Source organism: Fibrobacter intestinalis (assembly GCF_900167415.1).
GTDB classification, from domain to species: Bacteria; Fibrobacterota; Fibrobacteria; order Fibrobacterales; family Fibrobacteraceae; genus Hallerella; species Hallerella intestinalis.
In genome coordinates this window covers 1-11722 of sequence record NZ_FUWU01000075.1, presented here as the reverse complement: position 1 = coordinate 11722, position 11722 = coordinate 1, and the positions used below count along the sequence as shown (strand labels likewise).

Here is an 11722-nt window from a genome sequence, read left to right as displayed (position 1 = left end):
GCGTTCAACTTCAAGAGGGCCATGAGGCGCTTTTTTGCCCTGTTGGAATGGCTATACTGTTTTTGCCTTCTGTGGAACGGAATGAACAAAAAATGCGAACGTCCTTATCTTGCGTTCGCAAAGTGACTTTTTAAGGGCTGACTATCTATTTTTCCGTTTCGTGCGATTTTTTTACGATGTATTTTAAAAAGCTCTTTATTCTTGCAAGTTTTTTGAAAAATTGTAAATTATATTGAAAAGGAATGATACGCCTTACAAAAGGAGAATGGATTTATGTATGTCCATAAGGATAACATTGAAACAAAGATAGGTGGCAATTATAATGGTCTTGAAGAGAAATTACGCGCGTTTGAAGAAAAAAATTATTTTCCGATGCGTGAAAAGGTAGAGTGCATTGATTTTTCAAGAGGGCTGACTGCTTTTGACAAAGCTACAGAGATCCTTAATATTTATTGGGAAGAGCTTCATAAATTTGCTATTAAATACAAGATAAAATCTCAATCAAAATTTGAATCTACTTTTTTAGAAGAAATAAGTTGTTATCTTTTTCATAATATTGATGAAATAAAAAATGGCAATCTTTCAATATTCAACAAAGGAATTTATGCGGGAATAAAAATCAAGGAAGACTTAACAATTGACGTGATAAAAAAAGATGTTGATTTTTGTATTGGGAAAAAAATAAACGTCACCATAGATAAGCAAACACCGGTATCACTCATCATACCTGCAGTTTCTGTAGAGGTGAAAACATATTTGGATGCTACAATGTTTGGGGAGATTAAGTCATCTAGCAAAACACTCAAAAGTTCAACGCCCAATTCCCGGGCGTATGTTTTAATGGGATATAAAAATATTGCCGACGAACATATATTAGCAGCAAAACAAGATTCTACATTAGACGAAATGTTCGTCCTTCAAGCTAAAGAAGGGGATCCTATTGATAGTAAAACTTTGTATGAATATTACAAAGAGGTAAAAAAAGCGATTTCATCTTTGGTTAATCAAGTCAAAATTGTGGTTCCTGGAAGACTTCTGAATAAATCCGAATAATATTCTAACATAAAAGTATTGTTTATTGTCTACACAATCTTGTAGGAGGCGGTTCATTTTTCTCGTTTTAAATATCGCGCTATACTTTCTGCGATTCCTTTCGCTAAAAGTGGCGGTACTGCATTTCCAATTTGTTGGTATTGTGACAAGTTTTTTTCCCAGGACATTGTGGTTCTTTTCCCGCAAAAGATATATGAATCGGGAAATGATTGTAATCTAGCCCCTTCTCTTGCAGTATAATTTCTGTCGATGTAAGGATGCACAAAATTACTTTGAAAACTTGCGGGAACTGTTGGAGACGGTCTATTTGGATATGGTCTCATATTATTTTGTGAGTATGTTCTCCCGCTTATTTTATTAGCGTTCCCACGTTGCCGTTGCTGGTATTCTTGAGCGACATCTGCAACAGATTGCCCATATCCTATATGCGAAAACCGTTCTACCAGTCTTGCGGAATGTTTCATTGCTATATGGTTGTAAACGGCTGTTGATTTTTGCCGCGCCCATTTTTGGTATTTATTTTGAGGACAGCATGGGTATTCAACGGGTTCTTTCCCCGCTCCAGCTGATATTTGAGGCAAATCCATAATCGCCTGCTCTATAGTGATTTGATTATCACCAAATAAGAATCCTTTAGGTTTTAGCATTTCTCTATCATAAAGAATTTCTTTTTTTAGTCCGATAAAGAAAACCCTTATTCTTTTTTGCGGAACACCAAATTCTGCTGCGTTTAGAACATAAATCTCAACATTATAGCCGGCTTTATTATATTCACTCAATATAACGTCTTTAACCAATTCTCCCGATTTTGTTTGCATGGAGAGTATACCGGTGACATTTTCCATGACAAAAAAGGTTGGTTGAAAATGTTTTACAAACCGAACAAACTCTATAAACAAACTATTTCTTGGGTCTTTTTTGTCCCTGTTGCCACTTAACGAAAATCCCTGGCAGGGTGGGCCGCCAATAATACCATCAATTTTTATTTTCTTTTTTGAAAATAATGAATCCAGATCTTGAATTTGTGTGATATCGCCTGTGATAACTTTTGTTCCTTTGTGATTTTTTTTATACGTTTCTGATGCCCAACCGTCCCTCTCGACAGCTAGCGGAATTTTATAACCGGCCATTTCAAAGCCTGTACTTAAACCGCCGCATCCGGCAAATAAATCTATTACGTTCATATAAAAGCTCCTAAATAAATGACAAAAGTTAGACTTCATCTCCATTTTCAAGGATAAACGTTCTTTTGAATGTGACATTAAGAACTTTTGAAATACGCTCTAAATCTTCAATGGAAAAATATTTGCGCCTCATCTTTGCGTTAAAACTTTGAGGAGACTTGCCTAGTCTTCGAGCTAATTCAGCTTCACTGACTTTACATCTTACACAAAGTACCTTTATTTGTTCTGAAATCGTCATAATGCACCTTTAAACAAAGGTAAACTTTTTTGTTTATAACGTCAATCTTTTTTATGAATTCGCCTTAAAAATCTATTTGGAAAAGTTGGAGAAAATGCTTTTTTGCTAGCAAAAATTACAATATCCCTCTCAAAAAAGGCAAAAAGCGAATGTCCCCCTCGCCATATCCACCTTTGGAGAAATTTCCTAATTATTAATCCTCGTTTTGACGGGAAGTTGAATTTATATGAGCTTGTTTTGCTTATGGTCGTATCGAAAAATTTATTTTCAAAAAGCTTCACTCATTGGGAGGGAGACTGCCCTAATTGCATTGTGATTGCTTTTGCAGGGAAGGATGCATTACGTCTGTCCGACAATATCGTTCACTTTGTAGAAAAATGGAATGCGGGTAAATTTATACGGAAAATTCTTCAAGGTGAATTTCGCTCCTAATAGTTTAAGAAAAAAACTGTTTTTTGGGGAAAAGAGAACCTCGTATGCCTTTTTTATTATAATTCATCACAGGAGAATTTGTTTTGCTAACGGAGATTTCTGGATGAAAAGCCGCTTCCATTTTACGTTTCTATTTATTTGCGGAATCATTTTCTGCTCGACGATATCGGTGTTTGCCTCCCCAAACGTCATTCGGGTAAACGACTTGCAACCGGGAGTTCTTATAGACAAAAGCCAGATGTTGGCTGCGGATTTGGCGATTTGGAATCCGCCGAGTCGCTTTGACGACATGAAATCGGCACTGGTAGATGGCGGTTACAGTCTGTTTCGTTTTCCGAACGGTTCGCTTTCCAATGATTATCACTGGAACGGCATAGGTCATTACGATAGCACGGGACTCTGGATTCCCGATGAAAACAAATGGGCTCGCGGTTTTTTAGGAGAAACGATTTACCGCGGCACGACCAAGGACAATTATGGCTTTATTCGACGCAGCCATTTGGCGGACGGCGATTTGGAAACTATCTGGTGGGGCGAAATTTTGGATCCGGCGGATCCGCCTTGGCTTGTCGTGGAATTTCCTGAAAAAATAAATTGGGATTCGTTGCAGATAGATTGGGGAAAATGGCGACCCAAATCCTTTGAAATTGCTTACTGGACGGACGACTACGCGGAATATCCCGGGGTGCATCAGGCATTGGAAAATAAGTTGAAAGTAGAGTCCGTTGTCAAGGTAAAATCGGCGACAACCAAACACAAGTTTAAACAAATGAATTCTCGCTATCTCGCTATTCGCTTTAAAACGAAGGACTTGCCTGTTAAGGGTGTGCAAATTCGCGAAATGAAGCTGTTCAGCGGCGGAGCCGATTTGCTCGGCGGCAATAATTATAAAATTTTTGCCATTTCAACTCGCAATGGCGATAAAGCTCGTACCGATTGGACGAATATCCAGTGGGATTTTGAAAAATTTATGAGCTTCATCCAATCTCTTCCCAAACTTCCGAATGGCGATTCTGCGCAGGCGGTAATCTGTGTAAATGCGGGCACGGGAACGTCCCGTGAAGCTGCGGCGTGGGTACGCTATGCGAATAAAGTAAAGGGATATGGCATCAAGCAATGGCAAATCGGAAATGAACTCGAAGGAGAATGGGAAGAATCCGGACCGATTTCGGCAAGGCATTATGCGGTGCGCTTCTTGGAGTATGCACGGGCGATGAAAGCGGTGGATTCGACGATTCTTTTGCATGGACCCCTGTTCAGTACGCACAAGATGCAGCAGAAAGGCGCGGGCCTTTTGGACGGCAAGTATTGGCTGGAAGAATTTTTGCGGATAGTGGGGGAAGCGGAAAGGAAGGATGGCAAACGCTATTTGGACGTGGTGGATTTGCACAATTATCCTTACTGGGCTGCAAACAAATTAAACGCTCACGATATGCTTGTAGCAATGCTTGATGTGGGACCGAATTTGGACACTCTTGATATGTGGATGAAACGTCATCTCGATGGCGAACGTCGCATATTTCTTTCGGAATTTAGCACTTGTGTTCAAGGACATCATTTGTTGATGGATTACCCGCAGGCAGCCGGTGTGGCTAGTATTTTTGCCCAATATGCTATGCGTTTTGGCAACCGCTTGCAGGTGCTTCCTTGGGACGCTTTTGGGGATTTATTTCGGGGGCCTGACAGCACTTGGGGAACGATTAGCCTTTCCGCACTTCTCAAGGAAGGCTCTTGGAATTATTGGAAATCGTTGGAACCGACCGCGGAATATTTTGGCATATACATGACATTTATGGATTTTCTAGAAGAGGATTTTTCGGCTTTGCCGGTGGAAAGTTCTTCGTCGGACGTTTCTGCTTATGCCATTGGCAAAGGGGATTCCATTCGGATATTACTTGTTAATTTGTCTGAAATTACGCAGGTGGTGCAGATAGATCGTGCCAGCGTGCCGGACTCGAATGTCCTTGCTGAAGTTGGCAAAGGGGATTGGGTGCGCACACAAGTGGAAATTTTTGGCGAAGAACAGTTTAAATGGGTGGGTAATCAAAAAAATGCTTATCCTTATCCAAAAATGGGACCCAGCGGACGCCGAATCAATCCGAGCAAGAATAAGGATATCGCCATTCCCCCATTTGGTATGGCGGTTGTGCAAATCCAGCCGAAAGTCATTGGCGGCGAATCGGCGAGCGAGCCTAAAATCCTTGCGGCTGCGCTTGAAAAAAAAGTTCTTCTTCCCGGCGACTCTCTGGATTTGTTTGTTACGGCGGTTCAGCGCAATGGACAGCTGACGGGGGCGACTTTTGAAATCGCGGAACTCGGCACAGAGGGTTGGATAAAACCCGATGATGGCAAGTGGAATGCGTCCATCGAAAGTTTTCATGTTAAAATACCGATTTCGGAAAAGGCAAAACCGTTTTCCGGAAATATCACGCTGAAAATTTCGGGTTTGGGCCAAAAGATGTGCGAATTGAAAATTCCTTTCCGTGTCCGCGGTGCTTACCGTACGACAAGCGTCCTGCAAAATTTCGATAGCGGGATCGATGCCGTGAACTGGTTTCCGGTGGCGTTCGGTGACAATGCGACGACAATGGGTGCAAAAATTTTTAACAGTGCTCCTCCGCAGGGTGGATTTATTCGTCACGATTTTTTCATAGAACAGCCGCCAGCGCAAGGATGGCCGAACTTTGCCGGTGCTTATTATGTGGTCCCTCCTGAAATTCGTCATTCGGCGGGTATCGTTTTTGATTATGCGACCCATCACGACAATCCTGAAGGCTATTTTGAAGTGCAGGTTGCTAGTGAACAAGTCAAGGATTACGACGAGTTCATGGCAATTCTTCGCAATACGCATGGCAGCTGGGTGCGTGACACTCTCATCTGGGAAAATATGGCGCAAGAAGGTTGGGGAAATATCGTCGAACGGCTCGATCCGAATCAAATCAAAAATATCTCGTTCCGGGCGAGGCATAGCGGCAAGGGCTACATCAGTCTTGATAACATTTATTTGCTGCAAGAAGACGGCGCAGAGATTCCTATGCCCAAGGGCTTGCGCCGTTTACGGTAACGCCCTAAGGATTGTGTAACCGGTTTTGAAAATTTGCGGAATAGGAAACGGACGGATATTCTGTTCGATCGCAGAAGGCCCTGAATGCTACTACTTTCTCTGGCGACTATTTACTACATTTCCCTTTGATGGAATCGATTTTTAGCAACATTTTGATGTTTGTGCTGGGCCTTGTGGCGTTGAGTTTTTTAGTGACGATTCACGAGCTGGGACATTTTTTGGTCGCCAAGTGGAAAGGCGTCAAGGTCAATACATTCAGCATCGGCTTCGGCAAAAAACTTTTGAAATTCAAGCGCGGGGAAACGGAGTATTGCATTTCGGCGATTCCCTTCGGCGGTTATGTGGCTATGGCGGGGGAAAATCCGGATTCCTTGCCGGAGGGAACTCTTCCCGGTGACCGCGATTTCATGGGAAAATCCGTCGGGGCGCGGGCGGCGATTGCTTTTGCAGGTCCCTTTGTGAACATCGCTTTTGCTTTTATCCTTTTGATGGTGCTCTATATGGTGGGCGTTCAGGAGCCTGCCAAAAACGAATTGATCGTGGGCTTTGTCGGCAAAAATTCTCCAGCGGAAACGGCTGGGATTCTTCCTGGGGATACGATTTTTATGTTGAACGGCAAACCGACTCAGGGCTGGGACGATTTTCGCGAGCAAATTGGCGTGAGTCTCGGTGCGCAAGTTTCTTTGAAAGTGAATCGGGCAGGTGAATCGCTAGAAATCGCGGTAGTTCCCGAAGAACTCGTCGTGCCCGGCAAGGATTCCTCGGATGGTGAAATCAAGATGGGCATCGGGGACATTGGCATTTACCCGCAAAATCGAGTCGTTGTTCGGCAGGGACCCTTGCCAGAATCGGCGGCGGAAAAGGCGGGCATTTTGCAAGGGGATACGATTTTAGAAATCAACGGCGAACATATTTCCCGCTACGAAGATGTGGTGCGGATAATTGACGGCTCCCAAGGCGAATCTGTAAACATTTCCGTTGTCCGGGACGGCGACACTCTTTCCAAAAGTTTGACCCCGGTTTACAATGCGGAATACAAGCGCTATATGGTGGGGATCCAAATGGGCTATGTGCTTTTCCGCGAAACCAAACTCGTCCGCCGCGGTCCTGTGGAGGCGTTTACAAAAACCTGCGCCACCAGTTGGAAAATGACGACCAGCATCTTCCGCTATTTCAAACGGATGTTCCAAGGGCAGGTCAAAGTGGATGCGTTCTCCGGTCCCGTTTCCATTGTGGCGGTAATGGGCAACGTCTGGATGAGCGGATTTCAGGAATTTCTGATGCTGCTCGCCCTTATCAGCATCAACTTGGGTGTGATGAATTTGCTCCCGCTGGCGATTACCGATGGCGGCCTCCTGCTGTTTTTGGCCATTGAAAAACTCCGTGGAAAACCCCTTTCCACGAAAACCCAAAGCGTTATCCAAAATGTTGCGGCAGCGTTCTTTATCAGCTTTTTCGTATTCATCACCATTTTGGATTTTGGGAAAATTTCCCTGTTCCTGATGTAGCTTATGCCTTTTCGCATTGTTCGTAACGATATTTCTAAAGTCCGGGCGGATGCTATCGTCATGTCGGCAAATCCGGAACCGATTTGTGGAGGCTCCTGCGATTTAAGCATTTACAACGGCGCCGGCTTTGAAAATATGCTGAAGGCACGTCAAGCCATTGGATCGCTCTCAACAAGTGAAGTGGCGGTCTCGCCGGCGTTTGCGCTGCCTGCGAATTATGTTTTCCATACGGTAGGGCCTGTCTGGAAAGGCGGGGAGTCGGGCGAGCTATTGGCTTTGCGCAAGTGCTATGAAAAAAATCTGGAAAAAGCGAAGGAACTGGAATGCCAATCCATCGCTTTCCCGTTGATTTCTAGCGGGGTTTACCTGTTTCCCAAGGACAAGGCTCTTTCTGTTGCTGTAGAAACCATTCGGGATTTTTTGCAAACAAATGAAATGGACGTTCTTTTGGTCGTCTATGATAAACGTTCGTTTGAACTTTCGCAGAACTTGCAGAATGATGTTCGTTCGTATATCGACGAAAATTACATCGCCCTAAAAGATTCCTACAGTGAAAAATGGAATTTGAATTCGCGTAGCAAACTGTCCGCTTTTGAAATGGATTGTGGCGAGAATTCGGTGCTCCAGTCGAATGACGACGAATGCTCAAGTTTTTCGTTGGCGTCCTTCGAAAATTTGGAGGTTAGAAGGGAATGTGCATTCCGAAATATTTGCACGAAACCCTCCATCGACCCCAAAGAAGAATCGTTGGAAAAAGTCATCAATCACGCCGCGGAAACATTTCAGCAAAAACTATTCAGCCTGATTCAGAACAAGAAATTTGACGACGTGGATGTTTACAAAAAAGCGAATCTCGACCGCAAGCATTTTTCTAAAATCCGCAGCGATGTCCATTACTCGCCAAAGAAGAAAACTGCCATCGCCCTGTCTATCGCCTTGCAGCTGAATCTAGATGAAACAAAGGACCTTTTGTCCCGCGCGGGTTACGCCCTTTCGCCTTCGAACAAGGGCGACCTCATTGTGTCCTATTTTATCTCGCACCAAAAATACGACATCTGGGAAATCAATACGGTGCTTTTTAAGTACGGGCAGACGACCTTGGGCGCTTAACAAAATCCTTTGAAAACGCTTTTAAAATGTCGCTTTGCAGGCGACCTTTTTTGTTTTGAAGTCTTCTATTATTAAGCTACGATGATTGAAAACATCGAAACTTCAAACCAGTCACATGGTAAATAACAAGGAGATAAATATGAAAAAAGGATTGACGGAACTGGTATTTATTTTGGACCGCAGCGGTTCTATGAGTGGTCTTGAAAAGGAAACCATCGGCGGATACAATTCGACGCTGGATCGCCAGAAAAACGAAAAGGGAGAAGCCTGTGTTTCCACGGTGCTCTTTGACAATGAAATGGAAGTTTTGCACGATCGCATCCCTATACAAAATGTGGTTCCTTTAACCGAAAAACAGTATTACGCCCGGGGAAGCACCGCTCTCATGGATGCCATTGGAAGAGCCATTCATCACATTGGCAATGTACACAAATACGCCCGCGAAGAGGACCGCCCGGAAAAGACGATTTTCGTTATCACAACCGACGGCTACGAAAATGACAGCCATGAATATTCCATTCAGCAAGTGCAATCGATGATTAAAAGGCAAAAGGAAAAATACGGTTGGGAATTCCTTTTCCTCGGCGCCAATATCGACGCTATAAAAACGGCGGAATCCATTGGCATCCACAGCAGTCGTGCTGCGAATTTTATTGCGGACGAAGAAGGTGTCGAAAAAATGTACGAAGCGCAGGAGATGCTCCTATGCGACATCCGGCAAAATCGTGCAACTGCTTCTGATGATTCTTGGAAAAGAAACTTGGAGGATGATTATATGAAACGCAAAAAGAGGGGATAGCTTTTTTAGGAAATTCCATATTTGCCTTTATTCTTGGTTGAAAATGTCGGTTATTTTTTTTGCTTTCAGCCAAGATTGGGCTTCTTTAGCGATGATAACACACTAAAAAATTATTCTTTTTTTTTTACAAAATGTTATATTATTAAAGATAATTTATATTAAGGATGTTTTCGTGGCCTACCCTGTACCTGAAATTTGGACAGTTTCTGGATCGCTTAACAAGAGCGGGGTTCCGTTTTCTGCGGGCAAGGTTTATGCTGACAGCCTCAATATCCAGGGGGTAAAACGGGCCCTCGCCCTGTTCGCCCCGCCTATCGACCCGGGAATGTTGGCGAAGGCTCGCGCAATGGGGCTCTCCATTGATTCTATCCTGAATTCCGCTAACTAAAAACGCTCTATTTATAGATTCCGGGTTATTGTCAAACTCGCTGTTGACATGGCGAAGGATGCTTGCCAGATGGGTCGCGACTTGCTTGCCATCCTTGAAAAACAGGATGCGGAACAGTTGCAGGTGTTCAAGGCCAAGTGCGACAAGGCTGTAATTGCCGAGAGCAAGGCCGTCCATGAAATGGAAGTCAAGTCGCTGGAGACTGAAAAAGTTAGACTTGAAGAAAAGAAGTCTGCGAAGCTGAATGCATCCAGGAAGCAGAAGGCTATGCACCTTGTGTCTGCTGCCGAGAAAAAATATCAGAAGCTGATGGAAAAAGTTGCGAAAATTCAGGAGATCGTCGAGAAAGTTCGCAACATCGCTTCCGCAACATTCAAAATTCCCGACTTCAAATTTGGCGCAGTGACCAATGCCTTTGGCGGACCTCGCTTTGACATGGAATCCATTGGTGGTACAAAATTGGCCGAAAACCTTGTAAGCGCAGCCGAAAGTTATGCTGCAAGGTTTGCTCAACGACAGTTGGATGCCGCTAAGACAAAGTTGCAGGCAGAACTGGAACGCCGCAAGAAAGAATGGCTTCTCGAAGATGAAGTGGCTGATGCCGAAGTTATCGAAGTCGAAAAATAGGAAGTCGTAAACGAAATCAAGACGCAACAAGTTGAAAAGAAACACAAGAGTATCGAAAACGAAATTCTTCGCTCCGAACAGGTTTATGAAGTTCTAAGTGAAAAGTTTACGAACAATGAACTATATGTTTGGTTGGAAAAGGAACTTGGCAAAACTTTCAAAAAATATGTGAATCTTCTAATTGAAGTTGCCAGGATGGCAGAAAGGGCTTACCTGTTTGAAATAGAAGGACGAACTGATGTCGTTTACAACTTTATCAAAAATGATTATTGGGATAATTTCAGGAAAGGATTATTGGCTCCTGAAAAGTAAACCGGTCGGAAAAATTTAGACAGTAAAAATACGGTTCCTTAGTTGAAAAAAACTAAATTCAACTCAAGAAAGGAACTCAAAATGGACAACAACGCCATGAAGGCGGCAAGCAGCCGCGCAAGCATCAACGAGACCGCGAAACGCACCCGCAGAGTGCTGGACGACGCGTTCAAGGCGAAAGTCGCACTCGCCGCCCTCCGCGAAGACAAGACTCTCGGCGAACTCTCTGCCGAGTTCGGCGTACACCCCAACATGATAAGCCAATGGAAGCAGGAACTGGTCAAGAACGCCTCGCTCGTCTTCGGCGGCCCCAAGAAGGAACAGCAGCGCATCGAGGAACTCGAGAAGGCCAACATGCTCATCGGCAAGAAGGAGCGCGACATCGAGTTCCTAAAAAAAATTTGAAGAAGTTGGGGCTTCTGTAAGGAAGGACATGGTGGATCGTCAGGACACTGAATACACGGTCACGGAACAGTGCGGGCTGCTGGGCATCTCCCGAAGCGGAGTCTACTACGTACCGGCGGTGTCCGAACGCAAGATCGAGATCATGAACGCCATCGACGAAATCTACACCGCTGACCCGACATCGGGTCAGCGCAGGATAAAGGCCGCACTGCGGGGGGACTTCGGTATCAAAGTCGGCAGGGATCTCATCCGCACTCTGATGCGCAAGATGGGTATCCATGCCATCCATCCGGGGCCCCGCACAACCGTGCCGAACGCGACGCATCGGAAGTATCCCTGCCTGCTTCGGGGCGTGAAAGTAACGCATGTGAACCAGGTGCGGAGTACCGACATCACCTACATCCGGCTCAAGCACGGGTTCGTGTACCTGACCGCGATTATCGACTGGTACAGCCGCCGGATACTCGCATGGCGGCTCTCAAACTCGCTGTCGTCGGACTTTTGCGTGGATGTGCTTCTGGAGGCCGTAGGCAAGTACGGTTGGCCGGAGGTGTTCAATACCGATCAGGGTTCGCAATACACTTCCGAGAAGTTTACGAAGT

12 protein-coding genes are annotated in these 11722 nt (G+C 44.5%); 10 read left to right on the top strand and 2 right to left on the bottom strand.

The features are described 5' to 3' along the window. The first annotated feature begins 273 nt into the window (after nt 1–273). Complete coding sequence (locus B5D40_RS13890) at nt 274–1053, top strand: Bpu10I family restriction endonuclease (RefSeq protein WP_078777395.1); 780 nt, start codon at nt 274–276, stop codon at nt 1051–1053. A gap of 53 nt (nt 1054–1106) precedes the next feature. Here the strand turns inward: B5D40_RS13890 and B5D40_RS13885 are convergent, their stop codons facing one another. Then, the gene (locus B5D40_RS13885) at nt 1107–2237 is read right to left on the bottom strand and encodes a DNA cytosine methyltransferase (RefSeq protein ID WP_078777394.1); all 1131 of its coding nucleotides are present in this window, start codon (nt 2235–2237) and stop codon (nt 1107–1109) included. 28 nt (nt 2238–2265) lie between these two features. Beyond that, nucleotides 2266–2475: a helix-turn-helix domain-containing protein gene (locus tag B5D40_RS13880; RefSeq protein WP_078777393.1), complete on the bottom strand. Its 210-nt coding sequence runs from the start codon at nt 2473–2475 to the stop codon at nt 2266–2268. Nucleotides 2476–3010: 535 nt separating this feature from the next. On the opposite strand from B5D40_RS13880, the gene B5D40_RS13870 reads away from it, so the two are divergent. From B5D40_RS13870 to B5D40_RS13830, 9 genes are all read left to right on the top strand, one after another. Then, entirely contained in the window at nt 3011–5971 is a 2961-nt protein-coding gene (locus B5D40_RS13870) for a glycoside hydrolase family 44 protein (protein ID WP_078777391.1), read from the top strand. Between the two features lie 128 nt (nt 5972–6099). Then, nucleotides 6100–7479 (top strand): RIP metalloprotease RseP, encoded by a 1380-nt coding sequence (gene rseP / locus B5D40_RS13865; RefSeq protein WP_233134335.1) that lies wholly within the window; start codon nt 6100–6102, stop codon nt 7477–7479. Nucleotides 7480–7482: 3 nt separating this feature from the next. Continuing rightward, nucleotides 7483–8589 carry a macro domain-containing protein gene (locus B5D40_RS13860; RefSeq protein WP_078777389.1) on the top strand — a complete coding sequence of 369 codons (1107 nt, stop codon included), beginning with the start codon at nt 7483–7485 and terminating at the stop codon, nt 8587–8589. 139 nt (nt 8590–8728) lie between these two features. Then, the gene (locus B5D40_RS13855) at nt 8729–9388 is read left to right on the top strand and encodes a vWA domain-containing protein (protein WP_078777397.1); all 660 of its coding nucleotides are present in this window, start codon (nt 8729–8731) and stop codon (nt 9386–9388) included. A gap of 172 nt (nt 9389–9560) precedes the next feature. After that, nucleotides 9561–9776: a hypothetical protein gene (locus tag B5D40_RS13850; RefSeq protein ID WP_078777388.1), complete on the top strand. Its 216-nt coding sequence runs from the start codon at nt 9561–9563 to the stop codon at nt 9774–9776. A 69-nt stretch (nt 9777–9845) separates the two neighbouring features. After that, on the top strand, nt 9846–10403 hold the full coding sequence (locus tag B5D40_RS13845) for a hypothetical protein (protein WP_143394526.1): 558 nt from the start codon (nt 9846–9848) through the stop codon (nt 10401–10403). A 15-nt stretch (nt 10404–10418) separates the two neighbouring features. Beyond that, on the top strand, nt 10419–10715 hold the full coding sequence (locus B5D40_RS15755) for a Tc toxin subunit A-related protein (RefSeq protein ID WP_158222218.1): 297 nt from the start codon (nt 10419–10421) through the stop codon (nt 10713–10715). Between the two features lie 81 nt (nt 10716–10796). Then, nucleotides 10797–11120 (top strand): transposase, encoded by a 324-nt coding sequence (locus B5D40_RS13835; RefSeq protein WP_143394527.1) that lies wholly within the window; start codon nt 10797–10799, stop codon nt 11118–11120. A 28-nt stretch (nt 11121–11148) separates the two neighbouring features. After that, nucleotides 11149–11722, top strand: a 574-nt coding sequence (locus B5D40_RS13830; protein ID WP_144319709.1) for an IS3 family transposase, incomplete at its 3' end; no start/stop codon positions are given.

Coding starts and splice junctions, on each gene's coding strand:
- B5D40_RS13860 (WP_078777389.1), top strand. CDS start 7,483: ATGCCTTTTCGCATTGTTCGTAACGATATTTCTAAAGTCCGGGCGGAT.
- B5D40_RS13880 (WP_078777393.1), bottom strand. CDS start 2,475: ATGACGATTTCAGAACAAATAAAGGTACTTTGTGTAAGATGTAAAGTC.
- B5D40_RS13835 (WP_143394527.1), top strand. CDS start 10,797: ATGGACAACAACGCCATGAAGGCGGCAAGCAGCCGCGCAAGCATCAAC.
- B5D40_RS13885 (WP_078777394.1), bottom strand. CDS start 2,237: ATGAACGTAATAGATTTATTTGCCGGATGCGGCGGTTTAAGTACAGGC.
- B5D40_RS13855 (WP_078777397.1), top strand. CDS start 8,729: ATGAAAAAAGGATTGACGGAACTGGTATTTATTTTGGACCGCAGCGGT.
- B5D40_RS13870 (WP_078777391.1), top strand. CDS start 3,011: ATGAAAAGCCGCTTCCATTTTACGTTTCTATTTATTTGCGGAATCATT.
- B5D40_RS13890 (WP_078777395.1), top strand. CDS start 274: ATGTATGTCCATAAGGATAACATTGAAACAAAGATAGGTGGCAATTAT.
- rseP (WP_233134335.1), top strand. CDS start 6,100: ATGGAATCGATTTTTAGCAACATTTTGATGTTTGTGCTGGGCCTTGTG.
- B5D40_RS13845 (WP_143394526.1), top strand. CDS start 9,846: ATGGGTCGCGACTTGCTTGCCATCCTTGAAAAACAGGATGCGGAACAG.